Here is a 22,982-nt window from a genome sequence, read left to right on the forward strand (position 1 = left end):
AGTGACGGCATGACACAGCCAGAAGTCGTACAGCGGATCTGTACGACCTGACACTGTGGTCCAGCATAGTTACGCACTGTGACAGTGGCGCCATGCAAAAGGAGATCCAGACGCTCTGTGCCCGTACGGTGCGCTACCGGCGGGAGCGCCGATCCGTGCCGCTGGCCAGGGAGTTCGCCCATAACGCGCTCGTCGAATGGGACCTGGAAGGCCGGGCGGACGAGGTGCTGCTGTGCGTCAGTGAACTGGCCACCAATGCCCTGCTGCACGGTGTTCCGCCCGGTCGTGAGTACCGGTTGCGGCTGTTGCTGGGTGAGGACGGGCTGCTGCGGGTCGAGGTGCACGACAGCGGGGGCGGGGAGCCGCGGGTTCCGGTGCGGGACGGCGCGGCGGAAGAGGAGTGCGGGCGGGGGCTGTTGCTGGTGTCCGCGCTCGCGGACAAGTGGGGGGTGGGGGAGCGTGCTCCGGGCAAGATCGTGTGGTGCGAGTGGTGGCCGGAATACGTGGGCGGCCCCCGTTGACCGGGCCGGGGCCTGCCGGAGCGGGTCAGTGGCAGCCCATGGTGGCGGCGGCCTTGGTGAGCACGGCGCGCTTGATCGCCGCGTACTGGGCGTCCGAACCCTCGGAGATCACATGGACATACCTGCGCTCGCGGCCGCCGGCGCAGGCCAGTTCCGTGGCGGCGTCGCGGTCGAAGCGGAGGTCGTCGGCCGTCAGGTGCAACGGCTTGCCGGGCCGCACGGGTATCCGGGCCCGGACGCCGGTCGGTGAGAAGGCGTCCAGGGTCGACCGGTCACGCAGTACGAGTGCCGAGAAGAGCCCCAGGTCGAGCTCGTCGTCGCCCGCGCCGAGCGCCGTGCACCGGCTGACCGGGTCGTCGGTGAAGCCGCCGAGCTGGGAGACCTTTCCGCCGGCCCACTTCCGTACGGTCCTGGCGTCCGCCACGTCGCACGGGGTCTCTCCCCGGGTGAGGTCCACCGGCCGGACCGTGGGCCAGTCGAAGCGCTCGGGCGCGGGGAAGGGCTTGCCGCCGCACCGGGCTATCTGGGCGTTGCCGACGGCGAGCAGGGCCCGGGCGGCGAGGTCCTGGGCGGCGCGCCGGTCGGTCAGCGCGCCGGGGACGTTGACGTTCACCAGCTTGTCACGGCACTGCGGCAGATGGAGCCAGCCGTCCGTGCGGTCACGGTTCGTTTTGATCATGCCGGGCAGGCCGTGGCGGATCGGGACGGTGCCGAGCCCCCACCACAGAGAGGTCTTGAGGGGCGTCTTGATCACGGTGGTGCGGAACTTCCAGTCGCCCCGCTCCACCGTGCACAGCGGGTCGCCCCAGTGGTCCTTCTCCTCCGTGACCTCCCAGGACGCATCGCCCGGTGCCGCCTTCGTCAGCAGCGAGCGGTCGAGGGAGCCCCAGCACGCCCGGTCCGGCAGGGCGCCGCTCCAGGGCCACGTGCCGTTGACCGTGGCCCAGGCGGCGAGGAGCAGTGCGGCCATGGCCAGGGCGACCGCGGCCCAGAGCCGCCCGCGGCGCGGCGCGCCGGGTCCCGCGTTCGCCGGACGTTCGATTTCCCCCATGCCATGGAACCTAAGAGGTGATCCTTCGACGCCGCAACCGTCTGTGGATAACCCGGAGTTGTCACCACGCTGCCTATCGCCGGTCATGGCGCTCCGCTAACGTCCCGGTCGCACCGGCTCAATGGGCCGAACGCAGACCATTGAGCGGTCCGTGGTGGTCGTGACTGTCGACTGGGAGGTCGGGCGTGGCACCGGAGATATCTCGTAGACGCGTACTGGGAGTTGGCGCGGCCGCGACGGGCGCGGCGATGGCCGGGTCGCTGCTGCCACCGTCGTTGCAGCAGGCGCTGGCGGACGACGCGGCCCGGCCGGGCCGGGGCGGCGGCGGGCTCGCGGAGATCGAGCACGTCGTCGTGCTGATGCAGGAGAACCGGTCCTTCGACCACTACTTCGGCACGCTGCGCGGGGTACGCGGCTACGCGGACCGCAATGCGATCGAACTGCCCGGCGGACGGAGCGTCTTCGAGCAGCCGGGGCCGCTGGGCCTCGGCACCGTGCTGCCCTTCTCGGTGCGCGAGGCGGCCGCCGCGCAGAAGAAGGACCGGCAGTACATCGGCGCGCTGGACCACAGCTGGTTCGGCGGGGCGGTGGCGTGGAACGGCGGCTGGATGAACGGCTGGGTCACCGCCAAGACAGCCGCCACCATGGCGCACTACGACCGGCAGGACGTCCCGCTGCACTACGAGCTCGCGGACACCTTCACCGTCTGCGACGCCTACCACTCCTCGATCCACTCCTCGACCAGCCCCAACCGCAACCACCTGGTGAGCGGCTGGACGGGCTACGAGCCCAACGGGAAGCGGGCGGTCGGCAACGACGCCTATGAGGAGGAGACCCACTCCGGCTACACCTGGACCACCTACGCCGAGCGGCTGGAGAAGGCCGGCCGCAGCTGGCGCGTCTACCAGGAGTGGGACAACTTCACCGACAACAACCTGGAGTTCTACGCGCGCTTCAAGGCGGTCGCGAGGAAGGCCCTGGCCAAGGTGGACGGGGTGCGGACCATGACCGCCTTCTACATGACGCTGGCGGGCGCCGACGAGGCCGGGCGCAAGCGGCTCACGGGGCTCCTGGAGGAGGGCGTCAAGGGGCTGAGCCGCGCGGAGCGGAGCCTGTTCGAGCGGGCGCTGCGACGGGGCGAGCCGGACACCCTGGCGACCGCGTTCGCCGCGGATGTGGCGAGCGGCAAGCTGCCCGAGGTGTCCTACCTCGTGCCGTCCGCCGCGGACTCCGAGCACCCCGGCTCCTCCTCGCCGGTCGAGAGCGCCACCCTCGTCTACAAGGTGCTGGACGCGCTCGGCCGGAACCCGGACGTCTGGCGGCGCACCGCGCTCTTCCTGACCTACGACGAGAACGACGGGTTCTTCGATCATGTGCCGCCCCCGGTGCCGCCCGCCGGGACCGACGGGGAATTCTGGGACGGCCGGCCGACCGGACTGGGTATCCGGGTGCCGATGCTCGTCATCTCGCCGTGGACGGTCGGCGGCTACGCCTGCTCCCAGGTCTTCGACCACACCTCGATCACCCGCTTCCTGGAGCGCTGGACGGGAATCGAGGAGCCCAACATCAGCGCCTGGCGGCGCACCGTCTGCGGCGATCTGACCGCCGCCTTCGACTTCTCCCGTGGGCGCCGGCAGCCGGCGGTGCGGCAACCCGGCGCGATCCCGGCGTTCAGCGGGCGCTGGGCGCCGCAGCCGCCGGCCCGGCAGGCGCTGCCGCAGCAGGAGCGCGGCGCCCGGCCGGCCAGGGCGCTGCCCTACCAGCCGGACGCCGACGGCGGCTTCGATCCGGGCGCCGCGGTCTTCCGGATGGCCGTCCGCAACACCGGCCGGGCCTCCGTCCCTCTGGCGCTCTATCCGTACGCCAAGGAATTCGGTGCGCCGCAGCACCGGGACGTCCAGGGGAAGGCGCGGTGGGAGGTGCCGGTGAAGGACGGCAGGTACCGCTTCACGGTGACCGGGCCGAACGGCTTCCGGCGGGAATTCGCCGGCACCGGGCAGGGCGCCGCCGCGGCCGTCAAGATCAGCACCCGGATCGACGCCGGGCGGCAGGAGCTCCACCTGACCGTCACCAACCCCGGCCACACCGAGCTGACCTGCACCCTCACGCCGCTGGCCTACACGGACACCGCGCCGCGCACGGTCAAGGTGAAGGCCGGCCGCAGCCGCACCGTCGGGTACCCCGCCGCGGCCGCGCACGGCTGGTACGACCTCGGCCTCACGGTCGCCGAGGACCGGTCCTTCCACCGCCGGCTCATGGGGCATGTCGAGAACGGCAAGGAGTCGGTCACCGGCTGATCCGCGGTATACGGGGCGGGGCGGAGTTCCCTGGGGAGGAGTTCCTATCCCCGCCTCTTTGTGGGGAAGTCCACAAAGAGGTCAAAGGATCTTTTCCGGCTGACATCCTGCCCCAGGGGTGGACCGGGTGCTTCCGCTTTCGCGGTGCGACGGCCCGCCCCGTCCCCGTACATCCGCGTTCGGCACCGCCCGCCCCCGGGAGATATCGACGCTCAACCCGGGAAGCAGACGAGGTCCGTGACCGCTCTGGCTCGGTGGTGTCTCCGGCGCCGCATCGTGGTGATCGTGCTCTGGCTCGCCGCCTTCGCGGGGGTCGCCGTCGCGGCGGGGGTGACAGGGGCCGCGTACTCGAACAACTACGAGGTGCCCGGGACCGAATCCGGGCAGGCGACCGCCCGGATGGCGAAGGCATTCCCGGACCGCTCCGGGGACGGCGACACCGTCGTATGGCACACGGACTCCGGAACGGTGCGCTCCGGCGCCGTAGTGAAGACGATGCGGCACACCCTCAAGGAGATCGCCGGGCTTCCGGGCGTCTCCGAGGTGCAGGGCCCCTACGGCAAACACGGCGCGGGCAGTACCGGTGCGCGGCAGATCAGCAAGGACGGGCACACCGCCTATGCGTCCGTGATCTTCGACCGGCCCATCGACGAACTGGACGTCGCCCAGGTCCGGAAGGTCGTCGACACCGCGCAGCAGGCGTCCGGCCGGGGCCTCCAGGTCGAGCTGGGCGGCGCCGGGATCGCGCTGACCGAGGCACCGCGCGCCCAACTGGCGGAGATCATCGGGCTGGGCGCCGCCGCCGTCGTGCTCTTCCTCGCCTTCGGCTCGCTCGCCGCGACCTTCCTGCCGATCATCACCGCGCTCGCCGCCGTCGGCACCGCCTCGGCCGGCATCACCCTGCTCAGCCACGCCATGACCGTCGCCGACTTCGCCCCGATGCTCGGCATGCTGATCGGGCTCGGCGTCGGCATCGACTACGCGCTGTTCATCGTCACCCGGCACCGTAAGGGACTGCGGGCGGGCCTGCCGGTAGAGGAGGCCGCCACCCGGGCCGTCGCGGTATCCGGGCGCGCGGTCGTCTTCGCCGGTGCCACGGTCTGTATCGCGCTGCTGGGCATGCTGATCCTGCGGCTGAGCTTCCTCAACGGCGTCGCCCTCGCCGCCTCGCTCACCGTCGTCCTGACCGTGGCCGCCGCCGTCACCCTGCTGCCGGCGCTGCTCGGGCTGATCGGGACGCGGGCGCTGAGCCGTCGCGAGCGGCGCCGGCTGGCCGAGCACGGACCGCGGCCCGAGCGGCCCACCGGGATCGCCGCCCGTTGGTCCGGCTTCGTCGAGCGGCACCCGAAACTGCTGGGCACCGTCGCGGCGGCCGTCATGCTCGTCCTGGCACTGCCGACCTTCGGCCTCCATCTGGGCACCTCCGACCAGGGCAACAACCCGGCCACCTCGACCACCCGCAAGGCGTACGACCTGCTCGCGGGCGACGGCCACGGGAGCGGCTTCGGCCCCGGCTTCAACGGGCCGCTGACGCTCGTCGGCACCCTGGACGGCGCCAAGGACCGGATCGCGTTCTCGGACCTGCCGGACCGGCTGCGGGACACCCCCGGCGTCGCCCAGGTCAGCCCTCCCACGTTCGACGGCAACCACAGCACCGGCGTGATCACCGTCGTACCCACCACCTCACCGCAGTCCCGGCAGACCTCCGACCTGGTGGAGCGTCTGCGGACGGAGGTGCTGCCGGAGGCCGGGGGCACGAGCACGCTGCGCGTACAGGTCGGCGGGATCACCGCGAGCTACGACGACTTCGCGTCCGTCATCGTCGGCAAGCTGCCGCTCTTCATCGGCGTCGTGATCGCGCTGGGCTCGGTCCTGCTGCTGCTCGCCTTCCGCAGCATCGGCATCCCGCTCAAGGCCGCGCTGATGAACGTCGCCGCCGTGGCCTCGTCCTTCGGGATCGTGGTCGCGGTCTTCCAGTGGGGCTGGGGCAGCGAACTGCTGGGGCTGGGCAGCGCCGGCCCGGTCGAACCCTTCCTGCCGGTCATCATGGTGTCGGTGCTCTTCGGGCTCTCCATGGACTACCAGGTTTTCCTGGTCTCCCGGATGTACGAGGAGTGGCAGCTGACGCACAACAACCGGCGGGCGGTACGGGTCGGCCTCGCCGAGACCAGCCGCGTGATCAACTCGGCGGCGGTCATCATGATCGCGGTGTTCGGGGCCTTCGTCCTCAGCGGCGACCGGATCATCGCGATGTTCGGCATCGGCCTGGCCGGCGCCGTCGCCCTGGACGCGTTCGTGCTGCGTACGCTGCTGGTGCCCGCCCTGATGCATCTGCTGGGCGGCGCCAACTGGTGGCTGCCGTCCTGGCTCGACCGGTGGCTGCCCCGGATCAGCATCGAGCCGCCGCCGGAGCCGGGCGGGGTGCGGCTGCCCGGTCCCCAGGACGGGGAGAAACCGCTGGTGGGGGTGTAGCCACCGGCCCTCGGACCGCCCTCGGACCGGCCCCGGACCGCCCCCGGGCGCGGCCCCCGCGGTCGGCGTGTCGCCGCCCGCCGTGCGCTCGGCGCCGCGGTTCTCATCCGACTCTCAGACGGGACGCCTACGGTCGCGCCCATGGGTACCAGGACGACCGAGAAGAAGACCGACGACGAGAAGACCGTGCCGGCGCAGACCGCCACGGAGACAGCCGAGATTCCGGAGGCCACCGAGGCCGAGGCGGCCGGCAAGGCCGCCGCCAAGGCCGACGAGCAGGCCGATGACAACGCCGCCCTCGCCGCGCAGGACGAGGCCAGTGACCTCGGCGCGGACGACGGCACCGACGAGCCGGACCACGGCCCGGACACCGTGCCCGTCGCGACCTCCACCGGGATCGCCGCCGGCGCCGGTGCCGTCGTCGCCGCGGGGCTCGGCCTCGCGTCCGTCACCGGCACCTGGCTCGGTACGACGCTGGCCGAGCGGGCGAACCTGATGGGGCAGATCAAGCTCCAGTCGGGCAAGGCCAGCGACCAGATCGCCGCCGTCTACGGCGCCTCGTGGCACACCAACGCCCTGGTCAACGGAGTCTTCGCGCTCCTGGCCGTGATCGCCGCCGCAGTGGCGCTGACCCGCAGCCGCGCCACTTGGGTGCGGGCCGTCGCCTTCGGCGGACTGGCGCTGGGCGTGCTGGGGATCCTGATCTCCGCGGGGATGTACCTCGACCTGTTCGGCAGCATGCCGACGGTGCCCAAGGCCCCGGCGGGCGGCCCGGCCGGTCCGTAGGCCACCGAAACCGACATCCCTCGAAGACCCACCGGTCCGTCCGGTGGGTCTTCGCCGTTGGCGGGGGCGCGGTGGCCCTGCCGGGCCCCGCCAACGGCGAGTCGACGGCGGCTGCCGCGCGTCATCCACAAATCGCGTAAGTCGATTGAGCCCGCGAGGTCACTCTTCTAACATGGGTAACTACCCTGTGTAGATCATGAGTTGGCCGGAAGGCCACCAGTCGGCCGATGAGGTGAGATCCGCGAACAACTCCGTCGAACCCTCCTCGTTCCCGGACGATGCGGGAGCGGACTACTTCATCCGCGAGTACCGCACCGCCGTGAACCCCGCCCGGCGCGACCTCCTGGAGAACAAGCCGCCGCTGCTCATCCTCGCTACATCGGCGGAATCCCCGGAGTCCCACACCCACCGCGTCCTCGAAGCGCTGCGCTGGGCGCTCGGCCCCGAGCACAAGCGCGTTCCGCACACCGTGCTGTACGCCGAGGGCGACGTGCCGCTGCTGACCGTCCAGGCGGGCGCGGGCCTCGGGTTCGACATCCCCCGGCGCTCGACCCCCGACCGGTTCCCCCACTTCTGGCTGATGGCGGATGTCGTCGCGCAGATCCAGGAGAGGCGTCCGGGCGGCGGCGGCCTCGGGGCGCGGAAGTTACGCGACCACGTCTACCGCCAGCGGGCCGAACGGGGCGGACTCCCCGGCCTGTTGTGGCACATGGGCGGCACGGACACCGCGCCCATCGGCGGTGTGCGCGGCTTCTTCGTCGGACTCGTGTGGCACTCGCTCACCCGGACCCTGCCCCGGTGGATCTGGGCCCGGCGGCAGAACCGCCGGCTCGTCAGGTCCAAGCGGAGCGGCTGGCTCGGCAAACACCTCAACGCGACCGCCGGCGGGGCGCCGGTGTTCGAACTCCTCGACCAGGTAGGGGCCCGCCAGTCGCCCCGGCTGAGCCTGGAGCCCAGCCACCCGCGCCACAAGGAGGGCCTCGCCGCCCTCGAACTCCTCCTGCTGCGCGCCCTGCTGGAGGACCTGCGCAAACCCGCCGTCGGACGGCTGCTGCCCAAGCGCCGCCGCCGGGTGGCCCGCCCCGTGCTGCTGGTGGAGATCCCGCCGGAGGGCGCCCCGGGGGCCGACGCGGCGGAGCGGTTCCTGCGCGCGTTCCACACCTTGCAGGCCGGGCTGGACGGGCCCGGCCCGCTCGTCATCGCGGTTGGCCACCCCTCCGGCTCCCTGCAAGCCGATCTGGGCGTGGAGCGCACCAACCTCCGCCGGGCGAGCAGCCTGCTCCACTCCAGCAACCCGCGGCCGGTCGTGGTGCCTCTGGAGGACGAGCCCTTCGAGCGCCCCGGACTCCAGATTCCCCCGGTGCAGCCGCGGAAGTTCACGATGGGCTGGCGCGCCGTGACCGCTGTCGAACTGGCCGCGCTGACCACGGTCCTGGTGGGTGGCGCCCTCGCACCCGCTTTCTGGGAAACGCCGCCGGACACCCGGTGCGTGGGCGGGGACCGGCCGGCCGCGGCCGGCAGCCAGACCGAGCGCGTCGAGGTCAGGCCGACGAAGTGGTACCAGGATGCGCTGGCCCGGATCGACAGGCAGAACGGGGAGGCCGAGAAGTACGCCAAGGACCGCGCGGTGCGCACCGTCGTGCTCTTCGAATCGGCCCCTCCGACGAGTGCCGACGACACCATCTTCGACGGGTCCATCCCCGAACTGCGCGGGGTCGGCATGTGGCAGCAGCGGCTGATCGAGGACGCCGCCTCGGACTCCTCCCGGGTACCGCTGCGGGTGGAAGTGCGGCAGGCCGGTGCGGGCTTCCACGGCGCCGTCCGCGCCGTGCGTGACCTCATCCAGCAGGTCGAGCAGGAGGACTCCGGAGAGGAGTACGAGCGGATCGTCGGCGTCCTGGGCTTCGCGCAGAGCACCAAGGAGACCCAGGAGGCCGTGAAGGAACTGGGCAGGATCGGCATGCCGGTGGTCGGCACGACCGCGACGGCGGACGAGATGCAACAGAGCGATTCCTACTGGCCCTTCACCCCGGCCAACAGCACGGAAGCCGGCATCGAGGCCGCCTTCGCGGCCCATTCCCCCCTCGTGGCGAAGCAGGGGCAGACGGACCCGCATGCGCCGGTGGAATGCGTTCCCGCCGGGCACGCGGTGATCGTACGGACCCCCGACGACCTCTACAGCGAGAGCCTCGCCGACAAGTTCCAGCAAGCCTTCAAGGGGGGTGAGACGGTCATCAGCTTCCGCCAGGACTCACAGCCCTTCGTCTCGCAAGCGGGTACGCAGAAGGCGACCACGGCCGACCAGCTCGTCGGCCAGGTGTGCCAGGCCCTGAAGGCCGAACCGGACACCGCCGTCTTCTGGACCGCACGGGCGAAGGACTTCACGGCCTTCATCAGGGCCATGGACACCAACGGGACCTGCATCGAGAACGATCTCACCGTGCTCGGCGGCAATGAGCTGACGAATGTGGCGCTCACCGGCCAGTTCGCCGACAAGGACTGGCTCCGGCTCTACCACTCCGCGCACCGCCTCCCCGAGGAGGACCACCGCGCCAGCGCGAAGACCAAGGAGTTCGTGCGCCAGTACAACGGGCAGTATCCGCAGGACCCCTGGCGGCAGGACGGGCACTCCGCGGTCTCCTACGACGCGTTCCACGTCCTCTCCAGGGCGGTGGACAACGCGGGCAGCACCGTGCGGCGGGAATCCGTGCTGACCGCCCTGAGGAACAACATCACCTTCGACGGTGCCACCGGGTTCATCAGCTTCTCCGAGTTCAGCAGTGGCCCCCCGAAGCGGAAGACCCTGGTGATCCTCCGGCAGTCGGACGGCGAACCCACGGCGGTGGTCGCCTGCGGTGCCTACAGCCAGAAGGCGGCAAAGGAGAAGCACCAGGGGGCGCCCTGCGTCGACTGAGGGTGCTCACGGCGGGAATCCGGGGTCGCTACGGCCTCCGGGCCCCGTCCCTACGCTCCCCGGGCCCCCTCCCTAGGCACCCCTCCGTCCGCCGCTGCCGCTTCCTAAGGACCGCCCGGGCACGTAGATCGGGAACTCTCCCGATGTGGCCGACCCCCCTTGGAGACGAGGCTGGAGCCACTCGACGAACCGCGTCGGGGCACCACCTCACCACCATCAGGGGAGACACCATGTTCCACTCCGAGCTGGAGCTGCGGATCCGCTACGAAGAGCTGCGCCGCCGGGCCGACCGGCAGCGCCTGGAGCGCGAGGCGACCGAGGCCGGGCGTGCCGGGCGCCGCGGCGCCGCCCGCTCCGGGGCCGACGAACCCGGGGGGCGGGTGAGCATCTGGGGCCGGCGGGCGCGGATCCGCCGCGCCACCGCCTGACCGCGAGGCCCCCGTGCCACCCCCCACGCCGGCCCCGCGGCCGGCCCGGCCACCGCACGCCCGGCCCCAGGTGCTCGCCGCACCGGGCCGGGCGTTCCGCGTACCGGATCACTCCCTGCCCTTGCGCGTGCCCGGCCACTCCCTCCGCGCAGCGAAACCCACTGCCGGATTGTCAGACCCCTGTGCGATGCTCAGCGGCGTGCAGACCAGGTCCGTCAGTCCCGTGTTCGTCGGCCGAGCGGCCGAACTCGCCGTGTTGGAAGGCGCGCTCGACCGCATCGCGGCGTCCGGCGAGCCCCAGGCCCTGCTGATCGGGGGCGAGGCAGGGGTCGGAAAGACCCGTCTCATCGAGGAGTTCGCCGAGTCCGCGCGCGCCCGGGGCGCGCTGGTCGCGCTCGGCGGCTGCATCGAGATCGGCTCCGAAGGTCTGCCCTTCGCCCCGTTCTCCGCGATCCTGCACACCCTCAACTGGCATCTGCGCGACGAGCTGGCCGCCGCCGTCGCCGGACAGGAGGGCGAACTCTCCCGCATCCTGCCCGAATTGGGGGAGACCCCGGGCGAGGCCCATGACGAGGAGATCGGCCGCGCCCGCCTCTTCGAGCTGACCGCCCGCCTCCTGGAGCGGCTCGCCGCCCACCGCACCCTCGTCCTCGTCATCGAGGACCTCCACTGGGCCGACCGCTCCACCCGCGAACTGCTCGCCTACCTCCTGAGGGCGCTGCACGACGCCAACGTCCTCCTGGTGGCCACCTACCGCTCGGACGACATCCACCGCCGCCACCCCCTGCGCCCGTTCCTCGCCGAGATCGACCGGATGCGCACGGTCCGGCGCGTCGAACTGGCCCGCTTCAACCGCGAGGAGGTCCGCTCCCAGATCGCCGGGATCAACGGCAGCGACCCCGAAGAGGACACCGTCGACCGGGTCTACAAGCGCTCTGAGGGCAACGCCTTCTTCGTCGAGGAACTGGCCCGCGGCCTCGCCGACGGCGCGCTGCACGGCCTCAGCGACCCCCTGCGCGACCTGCTGCTGGTCCGCGTCGAGGCGCTGCCCGAGGACGCCCAGCGGGTGGTGCGCACGGCCGCCGAGGGCGGCTCCACCGTCGAACACGAACTCCTCTCCGCCGTCTGCCGGATGCCCGAGGACGACCTCATCGAGGCGCTGCGGGCGGCCGTCGGCAGCAACACCCTGGTGCCCACCCAGGACGGCACGGGCTACCGCTTCCGGCACGCCCTCGCCCGCGAGGCGGTCGTCGACGATCTGCTGCCCGGCGAGCGCACCCGCCTCAACCGCCGCTACGCCGAGGCCCTGGAGGCCAACCCCTCCCTGGTCCGCGCCGAGGTCTGCGCCGCCCGGCTGGCCAGCTACTGGTACAAGGCCCATGACGCCGCCAAGGCCCTGCCCGCCGTCCTCGCCGCCTCCGTCCAGGCCCGCCGCCGCCATGCGTACGCCGAGCAGCTGCGGCTGCTGGACCGCGCCCTGGAGCTGTGGGACGACGCACCCACCGAGGTCCGCCAAGGGGTGCGCCCGGTCGATTACGCCGAGGCGTATCCGGCCTGCGGCTGCCACGACGGCGACGCCCTGCGCTTCCTCGACCTGCTCGCCGAGATCGCGGTGGCGGCCCGGCTGTCCGGCGACATCGAGCGGGCCTTCACGATCACCAAGCGCGCCCTGCGCTCGCTGCGCAGCGAGCAGGACCCTCCCCCAAGCTCTCAACACGGTTCGAGCAGGGGGGACCCCCTTCGCACGGCCTGGTTCCTGGTGCAGCGCTCCCGCCTCTGCCAGGGCACCGGCCGCGGCAACGGCTGGGAGGACCTCGGCACCGCACAGGAGCTGGTCCGCGGACTCCCGCCGTCCTCCGTGCATGCCGAGGTACTGGCCGCCGTCGCCAGCTGGGAGGTCCTGCACGAACCGGGACCGGGCACCTTCGCCACGGCCGAACGCGCGGTGGAGCTGGCCCAGTTGGTCGGCGACGAGGAGGCCGAGCTCAACTCCCGGCTGACCCTGGCGGGGCTGCGGGTCGACGCCGGCCATGTCGACGAGGGCATCACCGAGTTCCGTACGAGCCTGGAGCGCGCCGTCGACCGCGGCTACTTCGCCGTCATCGGCCGCGGCCAGGTCAACTTCGCCTCCGCGCTGGAAGGCGTCGGCCGCTCCCGGGAAGCCGTCGAGGTCACCGACCAGGGCGTCGAACTCACCACCCGCTACGGCCTCAAGGACAGCACCAGCTGGGTGCTGGGCAACCGCGCCGAATCCCTTCAGTCGCTGGGCCGCTGGGAAGAGGCGGGCCGGGCCGTCGCCGACGCCCGCCGCCTCGCGCAGAACCCCCGCGCCATCGCACTGGCCGCCAGCCGCCGCACCGATCTCGCGCTGGACGAAGGAGACCTCGCCGAGGCCGAACGCGAACTGGCCGTCGCCCAGGAGTACTACGGCACCCACGACCCCCAGCCGCAGCACGCCCTCGTCATGGCGCGGCACGCCCTGCGCATCGCCGCCCGTCAGGGCCGCCTCCTGGACGCCCGCAGCATCCTCCAGCAGGCCCTGGACGCCGGCTTCCCGCCCGGCACCCAGCGCTACACCTGGCCGCTGCTGTGGGCGGCCGCCACCGCCGAGGCGGACGCCCGCGGACTGCCCGCCGCCGAGCCCGGCCGGCCCGCGGTCCTCGCCCGCATCCGGGACGCGGCCAAGCGGCTGCCCGAGCTCTGCCCGGTCTGGTCGGCGTACGACCGCGCGGTCGACGCCGAACTCCGCCGTGCCGAGGGCCGCGAGACCCCCGACGCCTGGGCCGAGGCGGTCGCCGCCTTCGAGCCCCTGGAGCGCCCGCACGAACTCGCCCGTGTCTGCTACCGCTGGGCCGAATCACTCCTCCACGGCAGCGAGCGGGCCACCGCCGGACTGCACGGCCGTACCCCACGGGAGGCCGCCGTCCTCCTGCTCACCCAGGCGCACACCGCCGCCGTGACGATGGGCGCCCGCCCGCTCGCCGACGAACTCGAACTCCTCGCCCAGCGGGCCCGGGTCCCGCTGCCGGGCCTGATACCGGACTCCACGGCCGGGACGGTCGCCCACGGCACCCGCGCCACCGCCGAGGCACCCCCGGCCGCCGCCCCCGCCGAATCCCTCGGCCTGACCCCGCGCGAACGCGAGGTGCTGCGGCTGGTCGCCGACGGCCGCAGCAACCGCCAGATAGCCGACGCCCTGTTCATCTCCCCGAAGACGGCCAGCGTCCATGTCTCCAACATCCTCGCCAAGCTGGGCGTCTCCGGCCGGGGCGAGGCGGGCGCGGTGGCACACCGCCTGCGCCTCTTCGGCGAACCGGCAGCCGGCTAGGGCACGTTCGACGAGCCGGCGCCCGGCCGGGGCACGTTCGGCGAACCGGCGCCCGGCCGGGGCACGTTCGGCGAACCGGCGCCCGGCTCGGCCACGCCCTGGGACGACTCCTTCTCCCGGTCCTGCCGCGGTGGCGCCATCCGGACGACGACCGTGCCCGAGGCGAGATCGATCGGGCCCTTCCCGGGGTCGCCGTCGCCCACGTCATCGACGACGAGCGACATCCGCTGCCGCTCCTCGTCGGTGTTCTTGCGCCCCGGTGCGAACAGTTCTTCCGCGATGTTGAACATGGTGCCCTGCCCCCTCTTCGGTGTGCGCGCACCCGTCCCCCTGCCCCCGAGTGTAGGCAGGACACCCGAAAAGGGATCTGCCGGATCAGCTCACCTTGAGGCGGAGAATCCGGTCATCGCCCTTGTGCGGGGTGCCCCGTCCGTCGGTGTTGCTGGTGACCAGCCACAACGTGCCGTCGCCGGCCGCCACGACGGTCCGCAGCCGTCCGTAGGTGCCCTTCAGGAATGCCTGCGGAGCGGCCACCGGCTTCGTCCCGTTCAGCGGGATCCGCCACAGCCGCTCGCCGCGCAGCGACGCCATCCAGATCGAGCCCTTCGCGAAGGCGATACCGCTGGGCGAGGCGTCCGCGGTCTTCCACTGCTCGACCGGGTTCACGAACCCGGGGCCCTTCGCCCCGCCCTTGGCCTGGCCCTCGACCTCCGGCCAGCCGTAGTTCCTGCCCGGCTCGATGAGATTGAGCTCGTCCCAGGTGTCCTGCCCGAACTCCGAGGCCCACAGCCGCTTGTCGCCGTCCCAGGCCAGTCCCTGCACATTGCGGTGGCCGTAGTCGTACACCACCGAATCAGCCTCGGGGTTGCCGTGCGCCGGCTCGCCGTCCGGCGTCATCCGCAGGATCTTGCCGGCCGGGGAGTCCTTGTCCTGGGCCAGCCCGCCGTCACCGGTCTCGCCGGTGCCCACGTACAGCATCTTGTCCGGGCCGAACGCGATCCGCCCGCCGTTGTGGATCTGTCCCTTCGGAATGCCCTTGAAGATCGTGTCCGGCGCGCCCAGCTGATTGCCCGGCGGGCGCTTCTCGTCGTAGTTCATGCGGGCGATGCGGTTGTCGGACGCGGTGGTGAAGTACGCGTACACCTGGTGGTCCGCGCCGAACGTCGAGGACACCGCGATCCCCAGCAGCCCGCCCTCGCCCCCCGGGTCCACGCCCGGCACCGACCCCAGCTCGGTCTTCTTCCCGCTGCCCGCCGCGACCCGGATGATCTTTCCGGTGTCACGGGAGGCGACCAGCAGATCCCCGCCCGGCAGCACCGCCACCCCCCACGGCGACGTCAGCCCGGTCGTCAGGGTGCGGGTCACCTTCACCGAGCCCTTGGCGGGCGCAGCGGTGGACTCCGGTGTGGCACCCGGCGAGGCGGCGCTCTTCGACGGGGCCGCCGAGGAGCTGCCACCGCCCTCGGGCTGCGCGCCGCCGGACGAGCAGCCCGCTGCCAGGAGCAGGGAAGCGGCGGCCAACACGGCGGTCTGGGAACGGCGTTGCACGGCAGGGTCCTCTCGTCGGCAGGGCGTGGACAAGAACACCACATCGCGCGCCGCGGCGCCGCGCCTTACACGCTCCGGAGCCACTCCCACCTGCCATGATCCGGCGCGGACGGCGGGGCCGCGAGCGGGCCGGACGGGCCCGCCGGACGGCTGGCGGCCGCGCCCAGGGGCCGGGCGGGCCGTCGCGGCCGCGGTGGGCTGCCCCGGAGGCCATGCCGTCCGCCCTGCCCCTTTCTGCCGTCCCTAGTACCAGGACCCGCGCGCCGGCGGCAGCGCGGCGATCTCCGCCAGATCCTCGCGGGTGAGCGTCAGCTCCACGGCCTTGGCGTTCTGCGCCGCCCAGCGCTCCTTCTTCGTGCCCGGCACCGGGACGACATGCCGGCCCTGCGCCAGCGTCCAGGCCAGCGCCACCTGCCCCGGCGTCGCACCGTAGCGGGCACCGACCCGCCGCAGCCCGGCCACCACCGGCTGGTTCGCGGCCATCATCTCGGCGGTGAATCGGGGGTGGCGGGCCCGTAGGTCCTCCGGTTCGAAGCCCTGCCCCGGGGTGAGGGTGCCGGTCAGATAGCCGTTCCCCAGCGGCATCGCCGCCAGGAAGCCGACCCCCCGCGACTCGCACCACGGCAGCAGCCCCTCCAGCGCCTCCGGCGACCACACCGACAACTCGGCCTGCACACTGCTGACCGGGAACACCTGCTGGATCCGCTCCAGTTGGGCCAGCGTCCCGTCGTGCATCCGGGACCGGGGACGCGCCCGCCCGGCCGGCCGCCGCTCCGTACGGGCCGCGCGGGCCGGCCGGACCGCCCGCGCGCCCACCGCGCAGAGCCCCAGCGACCGCACCTTCCCGGCCGCCACCAGCTCCGCCATCGCCCCCCAGGTCTCCTCGATGGGCACCTCGGGATCGGCCCGGTGCAGCTGGTAGAGATCGATACGGTCGGTCTGGAGCCGGCGCAGCGAGGCGTCGCAGGCCCGCTTGACGTAACCGGGCCGCCCATTGGCGACGATGTGCTGCTCACCCACCAGCAGCCCGCACTTGGTCGATACGAACGCCTCCGCCCGCCGCTCCTTGAGCACCCGCCCCACCAGCAGCTCATTGGTGAACGGGCCGTACATGTCGGCGGTGTCCAGCAGGCTGCATCCCCGGTCCAGCGCGGTGTGCACGGCCCGCAGCGAGCTGTCCAAGCTGCGCTGCGACTCGGTGTACCCCCAGCTCATCGGCATACAGCCGAGCCCGATGGCCCCCACGTCAAGGGCCGCCGCACCGATTGTCCTGCGCTCCACCTGGTTGTGCCTCCGTCCCCTCGCCCCCGGTCAAGGGCCTGACCAAACTAACGTCTGAACAGAACGTCTCTTCGCATAGCCTCGGGGCATGGCAACAGCGGACCAGCACACCGAGGCGCACGACGTATGGCTCCCGATCCCGCCCGAGGAGATCGGGGGACTCCCCGACGGGCTCCACTACGTCCACTGGGACGCCGGCCCCGACTATCCGGCCGACCCCGCCCGCTGTGCCTTCTACGCCGTCCCCTACATGAAGAGCGCGGAGATCCTCCTGCGTCCGCTGCGCCGGATGAGCCGGGTACGGGTGGTGCAGGCGCTCACCGCCGGCACCGAGAACCTGCTCCCGGGGCTGTCCGACATGCCGTCCGGCGCCCAGCTGTGCAACGCCCGCGGGCTGCACGACGCCAGCACCGCGGAGCTGGCGCTCACCCTGATCCTCGCGGCGCTGCGCGACATCCCGGGCTTCGTCCGGGCCCAGGACGCGGGGGAGTGGCGGCCGGACCTCCGGCCCGCGCTGGCCGACAAGTCGGTCCTCATTGTGGGCTATGGTTCGATCGGCAGTGCCATCGAAGACCGGCTCACACCCTTTGAGTGTGCGCGGGTCGTACGCATCGCACGCACCGCTCGTGACACAGTGCGCGGTCCTGTGCATCCACTCTCCGACCTGTCCGCCCATCTGCCCGACGCGGACGTCGTCGTGCTCGCGACTCCGCTCACCGACGCCACTCGTGGCCTGGTGGGAAGCGGTTTCCTGGCGCAGATGAAGGACGGTGCACTGCTGGTGAACGTCGCGCGCGGCCGGGTCGTCGACACCGAGGCGCTGCTCGCCGAGCTGGAATCCGGACGGCTGTACGCGGCGCTCGATGTCACCGATCCGGAACCCCTGCCCACCGGACATCCGTTGTGGCACGCTCCCGGCGTACTCGTCACTCCACACGTCGGTGGCCCCAGCTCTGCCTTCCTGCCCCGTGCGAAGCGGCTGATCCGGGACCAGTTGACGCTTTTCGCGGCCGGCGAGCCCCTGCGGAACGTGGTCGCCACCGCCGACTGAAACCGCTTGCGCGTAGCACTACGAGGCCGTACGACTGCAAGGAGTGTTCGCCATTCGCTCGTAGTCACGCTCCGTAGAGACGCTATGTCCCTGAGTGACGGAACTGGTGTATCGTCCGAGCGGGGACGACGCCGGGAACGACGCGGCGCGTGCGAACGATCCGGGACTCGAGGGGGGCGACGGGCGATGTACGGCCGATGGACGAGTAGCGAGAAGCACGATCCACGAGCGCCCGCGGGAATACTGCGCGGCCCCCAGGAGCACCGCTCGCGGCGACGCCCGGTGCGGGTGAGCGGGAGAGTCCGGTGAGCGCCCCCGGGGCGATGCTCTCCAGGTCGCCGGCGCCGGCCGGCAACCCGCCGGGCGTCGTGCCGCAGATCGTGCTGGCGGTGGTCTGCGGCGGCTATGCCGTCGGCGCCGCGTTCGGCTGGGGTTCGCGCGAAGTCGCCGCGATCATGGGGGACTTCGGCCTCAGCTTCGCGGCATTGCTGGCCGCCGTCTCCTGTGGGCTGTACGCACGCAAGCGCCGCAGCCGGTTCCGCCCGGCCTGGATGCTGTTCGCCGCGTCCTCCGGGATGGCCGGCCTCGGCAACGGCGTATGGGGCTGGTACGAGGTCATCGAAGGGGTCACGGTACCCAGCCCCTCCCTGGCCGACTTCTGCTTCCTGCTCTTCGCGCCGCCGGCCATCGTGGGCCTGCTGGTGCTCGCCAAGAGGCCGGTGACCAGGGCCGGCTGGGTCTGCCTGGGGCTCGACTCCTGGCTGATCGCCGGATCGCTGGTCACTCTCTCATGGAGCCTCGCGCTCGCGCACACCGCCCACTTCCAGGGCCGCAGCGTGGCCCAGAGCGCCCTCTCGCTGGCCTATCCGCTGCTGGACATCGTGCTGGTGAGCATGGTGCTCGTGCTGCACTTCCGGCGCTCCTCGGTACACCGCTCGGCCATCAACACCGCTGTCGCCGCACTGGCGTTGACGGTGCTGTGCGACGCCCTGTTCAGCTCCCCGCTGCTGCGCGAGCATTACCGCTCCGGCCAGATCCTGGACGCCGGATGGTTCGCCGGCTCGATGCTGCTCGCCTACGCGCCCTGGGTCGCCCGCCGCGCGGGGGAGGAGCGCACCGAGGAGGACGTCAAGCCCGCCGCCCGCCGGGTCCAGCCGCACGGCAGCCGCCCCATCGCCGGCTCGCTCGCCGCCCTGACCCCGTATCTCGCCGCGGCCGTCTGCACGCTGGGCATCCTCACCAACGTCCTGGACGGGCGGCGCATCGACCGCGTGGTGCTCTTCACCGGCTGCACGGTCGTCCTCGCGCTGGTCGTCCGCCAGGGCATCATGCTGCTCGACAACATCACCCTCACCCAGGAGCTGGCGCAGAAGGAGAACCACTTCCGCTCCCTGGTGCAGGGCTCCAGCGACGTCATCATGATCGCCGCCCCGACCGGTGTGCTCCGCTATGTGAGCCCGGCCGCCGCCGGTGTCTACGGCCGCGACGCCGAGGAGCTGGTCGGCTCCGAGCTGGCCTCGCTGATCCACCCCGAGGACCTGGGCCGGGTGGTGCACGAGGTCCGCAGATTCCTCGCCGCGGCCCCCGAGGACGAACCGACCACCCGTATCGAGTGCCGCTTCCGCGCCGGTGAGCGGCGCTCCGGCGGTGACGGCTGGCTGAACGTCGAATCCACCGTCAACCGCCACCACGGCGGCCTGATCTTCAACTCCCGCGATGTCACCGAACGCGTCCGCCTTCAGGCCCAGCTCCAGCACAACGCCTCGCACGACGCGCTCACCGACCTGCCCAACCGCGCGCTGTTCACCGAGCGCGTCACCCAGGCCGTCACCGGCCGCCGGGCCAGCGACCACGACACCGCGGTGCTCTATATCGACCTGGACGGCTTCAAGCAGGTCAATGACACCATCGGCCATCAGGCGGGCGACGAACTGCTGGTGCAGGCCGCCCGCAGGCTCGCCGACTCGGTGCGCTCCGGCGACATAGCGGCCCGGCTGGGCGGCGACGAGTTCGCCGCGCTGATCACCGGCGACGGCACCCGCGACCTCGCCGCCCGCGAATTCCGTATCCACGAGATCGCCGACCGGCTGCGCATCAAGCTCTCCGAGCCGTACCGCATCGACGGCCGGGACGTGCGGGTGGCGGCCAGTATCGGCGTCGCGTTCGCCGAGCCCGGGGTGAGCCCCGCGGGCCTGCTGCGCAACGCCGACCTCGCGATGTACCGCGCCAAGCAGGCCGGCAAGGGCCGGGTGGAGCTCTACGCACCCCAGATGCAGGACGAGGTCGCGCACCGCGCCGAGCTGGTCGGCAAACTCCGTACGGCCCTGAGCGACGGCGCCTTCGCGCTGCTGCACCAGCCCGTCGTGGAGCTGGCCACCGGACGGGTCACCGCGGTCGCGGCACACGCCCGCTGGCGCTCCGCCCAGGGCATCCTCTTCACCCCGGCCGAATTCCTGCGGGTCGGCGACCGCGGCCGGTTCGTCGACGACGGCGACCGCGCCGCCGAACTGGACCGCTGGCAGCTGGAGGAGGCCGTCGAGCAGGCCGCGGCGCGCCACCGGGCCGGCTATCCGGTGCCGGTCGCGGTCCGGCTCTCCGCCCGCCGGCTGCTGGACCACGCCCTGTCCCCCAAGGGCGTCGAGTCGCTGCTCACCCGGCACGGCCTGCCCTCGCGCGCGCTCGTCGTGGAGCTGTCCGAGAGCGATCCCCGTCTCCCGCTGGACGACCTGGAGCGCCGGCTGATCGCGCTGCGCCGACTGGGCGTACGGATCGCCCTCGACGGCTTCGGCAGCGGGTACGCCGCCATCAGCGCGCTGCGCCGGCTCCCGGTCGACGTCCTGCGGCTGGACCGCGGGCTGGTGGACGGTGTGGTGGAGTCCGCCCGGCTGCACAAGATCACCGCAGGGCTGCTGCGGATCGCCGGTGACCTGGGCATGCAGTCCGTCGCGGACGGTGTCGATCTGCCCGAACAGGTCCTCGCCCTGCGGTCCATGGGCTGTACGCACGGGATGGGCGCGGCCTTCTCCGGGCCGCTCGACGAACACCGGCTGCGGCGGTCCCTGACGCACGCCCAGTATCCGGTGCCGGACCTGGCGGGCAAGGGCCGCGCGGTGGTGCTCACCGGCAGCGGTCTGCCCGCCCGGCAGGGCGGTCCGGTGGGTCCGGAATCGCTCGTGCATCCGCCATTGCGCTCAAATAGTGAGACCTCCGTCCCACCCACTTGACACTCGGTGCACGGCGGGGGGAGGGTCAGTGCCATGCGCACCCGAATTCTCGTACTTGGAAAGCGCGTCGGCTGAAGCCGGGTCCTGACGAACCCGCTCATCGCACCGACGCGCTCCCCTCGCTTGCCACCTGGCACGGGGGGTTTTTTGTTGCACAGCAACCTCACAAATCCCGTCAAAACCCTCAGCTTCGAGAAGAGACGCAGATGACCGAGCAGGCCCCCGGGGCCCACCATCCGCAGCCGCGGGCCCGTACCGCAGGCGGACCGCAGCAGCCCGCCACCGTCGAGCACGTCACGGGTGCGCAGTCCCTCATCCGTTCGCTCGAGGAGGTCGGGGCCGACACCGTGTTCGGCATTCCCGGCGGTGCGATCCTTCCCGCGTACGACCCGATGATGGACTCCTCGAAGGTCCGGCACGTCCTGGTGCGCCACGAGCAGGGCGCCGGTCACGCCGCCACGGGATACGCGCAGGCCACCGGCAAGGTCGGCGTCTGCATGGCGACCTCGGGCCCGGGTGCCACCAACCTCGTCACCCCGATCGCCGACGCCCACATGGACTCCGTCCCGCTGGTCGCGATCACCGGTCAGGTCGCGTCCAAGGCGATCGGCACGGACGCCTTCCAGGAGGCGGACATCTGCGGCATCACGATGCCGATCACCAAGCACAACTTCCTGGTCACCGACCCCACCGAGATCCCCCGGACGATCGCCGAGGCGTTCCACATCGCCGCCACCGGCCGCCCCGGCCCGGTCCTGGTCGACATCGCCAAGGACGCGCTCCAGGCGCAGACCACCTTCGCCTGGCCGCCGCACACCGAGCTCCCCGGCTACCGCCCGGTGACCAAGCCGCACGCCAAGCAGATCCGCGAGGCCGCCCGGCTGATCGTCGAGTCCAAGCGCCCGGTGCTCTACGTCGGCGGCGGCGTGATGAAGGCCGGCGCCACCGCCGAGCTCAAGGTGCTCGCCGAGCTGACCGGCGCCCCCGTCACCACCACGCTGATGGCGCTGGGCTCCTTCCCCGACAGCCACCCGCAGCATGTCGGCATGCCCGGGATGCACGGCGCGGTCACCGCGGTCACCGCGCTCCAGAAGTCGGACCTGCTGATCACCCTCGGCGCCCGTTTCGACGACCGGGTCACCGGCAAGCTGGACTCCTTCGCGCCGTACGCCAAGGTCGTGCACGCGGACATCGATCCGGCGGAGATCGGCAAGAACCGTGCCGCGGACGTCCCGATCGTCGGTGACGCCCGCGAGGTCATCGCCGACCTGATCGTCGCCGTCCAGGCCGAGCACGACGCCGGCCACCGGGGCGACTACACCGCCTGGTGGAAGGACCTCAACCGCTGGCGCGACACCTACCCGCTCGGCTACGACCTGCCGGAGGACGGCACCCTCTCCCCGCAGCAGGTCATCGAGCGGATCGGCAAGCTCGCCCCCGCCGACACCATCTACGCCGCGGGCGTCGGCCAGCACCAGATGTGGGCCGCCCACTTCATCGGCTACGAGCAGCCCTCCACCTGGCTGAACTCCGGTGGCGCCGGGACGATGGGCTACGCCGTCCCCGCCGCGATGGGCGCCAAGGCCGGGCAGCCGGACCGTACCGTCTGGGCGATCGACGGCGACGGCTGCTTCCAGATGACCAACCAGGAACTGGTCACCTGCGCGCTGAACAACATCCCGATCAAGGTCGCGATCATCAACAACGGCGCGCTGGGCATGGTCCGCCAGTGGCAGACCCTGTTCTACAACCAGCGCTACTCCAACACCGTGCTGCACAGCGGCCCCGAGTCCAACGGCCTGGTGACCGCGGGCAAGGCCAGCGGCGGCACCCGCGTCCCGGACTTCGTGAAGCTGTCCGAGGCCATGGGCTGTGTCGCGATGCGCTGTGAGGACCCGGCGGAGCTGGACGCGGTGATCGCCAAGGCCAACGCCATCAACGACCGCCCGGTCGTGATCGACTTCATCGTCCACGAGGACGCCCAGGTGTGGCCGATGGTCGCCGCCGGCACCTCCAACGACGAGGTCATGGCCGCCCGGGGCGTGCGTCCCGACTTCGGCGACAACGAAGACGACTGAGCC

At 72.1% G+C, this 22,982-nt stretch carries 14 protein-coding genes; 10 read left to right on the forward strand and 4 right to left on the reverse strand.

Going from position 1 to position 22,982, the window contains the following annotated elements; all coding sequences use genetic code 11:
• The first annotated feature begins 92 nt into the window (after positions 1–92).
• Positions 93–521 carry an ATP-binding protein gene (locus tag ACFWJW_RS09600; protein WP_387237184.1) on the forward strand — a complete coding sequence of 143 codons (429 nt, stop codon included), beginning with the start codon at positions 93–95 and terminating at the stop codon, positions 519–521.
• Positions 522–546: 25 nt separating this feature from the next.
• Here ACFWJW_RS09600 and ACFWJW_RS09605 read toward each other — a convergent pair whose 3' ends face one another.
• Complete coding sequence (locus ACFWJW_RS09605) at positions 547–1,572, reverse strand: hypothetical protein (protein ID WP_387237186.1); 1,026 nt, start codon at positions 1,570–1,572, stop codon at positions 547–549.
• 185 nt (positions 1,573–1,757) lie between these two features.
• On the opposite strand from ACFWJW_RS09605, the gene ACFWJW_RS09610 reads away from it, so the two are divergent.
• From ACFWJW_RS09610 to ACFWJW_RS09635, 6 genes are all read left to right on the forward strand, one after another.
• Complete coding sequence (locus ACFWJW_RS09610) at positions 1,758–3,869, forward strand: phosphocholine-specific phospholipase C (protein ID WP_387237189.1); 2,112 nt, start codon at positions 1,758–1,760, stop codon at positions 3,867–3,869.
• Positions 3,870–4,106: 237 nt separating this feature from the next.
• Positions 4,107–6,341, forward strand: coding sequence for an MMPL family transporter (locus tag ACFWJW_RS09615; protein ID WP_387237192.1), 2,235 nt, complete (start codon positions 4,107–4,109; stop codon positions 6,339–6,341).
• Between the two features lie 141 nt (positions 6,342–6,482).
• A complete protein-coding gene (locus tag ACFWJW_RS09620) occupies positions 6,483–7,127 on the forward strand; it encodes a hypothetical protein (protein ID WP_387237195.1) in 645 nt (214 codons plus the stop codon).
• 196 nt (positions 7,128–7,323) lie between these two features.
• Positions 7,324–10,041, forward strand: coding sequence for an ABC transporter substrate-binding protein (locus ACFWJW_RS09625; protein ID WP_387237198.1), 2,718 nt, complete (start codon positions 7,324–7,326; stop codon positions 10,039–10,041).
• Positions 10,042–10,271: 230 nt separating this feature from the next.
• Positions 10,272–10,469, forward strand: a complete 198-nt coding sequence (locus ACFWJW_RS09630) for a hypothetical protein (RefSeq protein ID WP_387237201.1) — start codon at positions 10,272–10,274, stop codon at positions 10,467–10,469.
• A gap of 187 nt (positions 10,470–10,656) precedes the next feature.
• Positions 10,657–13,797 (forward strand): AAA family ATPase, encoded by a 3,141-nt coding sequence (locus ACFWJW_RS09635; protein ID WP_387237204.1) that lies wholly within the window; start codon positions 10,657–10,659, stop codon positions 13,795–13,797.
• On the opposite strand, the gene ACFWJW_RS09640 is transcribed toward ACFWJW_RS09635, so the two are convergent.
• From ACFWJW_RS09640 to ACFWJW_RS09650, 3 genes are all read right to left on the reverse strand, one after another.
• Positions 13,794–14,087, reverse strand: a complete 294-nt coding sequence (locus ACFWJW_RS09640; RefSeq protein ID WP_387237207.1) for a DUF6191 domain-containing protein — start codon at positions 14,085–14,087, stop codon at positions 13,794–13,796. The genes ACFWJW_RS09635 and ACFWJW_RS09640 overlap by 4 nt on opposite strands.
• An 85-nt stretch (positions 14,088–14,172) precedes the next feature.
• Complete coding sequence (locus tag ACFWJW_RS09645) at positions 14,173–15,345, reverse strand: PQQ-dependent sugar dehydrogenase (protein ID WP_387237210.1); 1,173 nt, start codon at positions 15,343–15,345, stop codon at positions 14,173–14,175.
• A gap of 243 nt (positions 15,346–15,588) precedes the next feature.
• Complete coding sequence (locus tag ACFWJW_RS09650; RefSeq protein ID WP_387237213.1) at positions 15,589–16,626, reverse strand: aldo/keto reductase; 1,038 nt, start codon at positions 16,624–16,626, stop codon at positions 15,589–15,591.
• Between the two features lie 88 nt (positions 16,627–16,714).
• Between ACFWJW_RS09650 and ACFWJW_RS09655 the strand changes: the two genes are divergently transcribed.
• From ACFWJW_RS09655 to ACFWJW_RS09665, 3 genes are all read left to right on the forward strand, one after another.
• Complete coding sequence (locus tag ACFWJW_RS09655) at positions 16,715–17,677, forward strand: 2-hydroxyacid dehydrogenase (RefSeq protein WP_387237216.1); 963 nt, start codon at positions 16,715–16,717, stop codon at positions 17,675–17,677.
• 305 nt (positions 17,678–17,982) lie between these two features.
• Entirely contained in the window at positions 17,983–20,901 is a 2,919-nt protein-coding gene (locus ACFWJW_RS09660) for a putative bifunctional diguanylate cyclase/phosphodiesterase (protein WP_387237219.1), read from the forward strand.
• A gap of 206 nt (positions 20,902–21,107) precedes the next feature.
• A complete protein-coding gene (locus ACFWJW_RS09665) occupies positions 21,108–22,979 on the forward strand; it encodes an acetolactate synthase large subunit (RefSeq protein WP_387237222.1) in 1,872 nt (623 codons plus the stop codon).
• The last annotated feature ends 3 nt before the right edge of the window (positions 22,980–22,982 follow it).

This window comes from Streptomyces sp. NPDC127097 (assembly GCF_042724075.1).
Classification (GTDB): domain Bacteria; phylum Actinomycetota; class Actinomycetes; order Streptomycetales; family Streptomycetaceae; genus Streptomyces.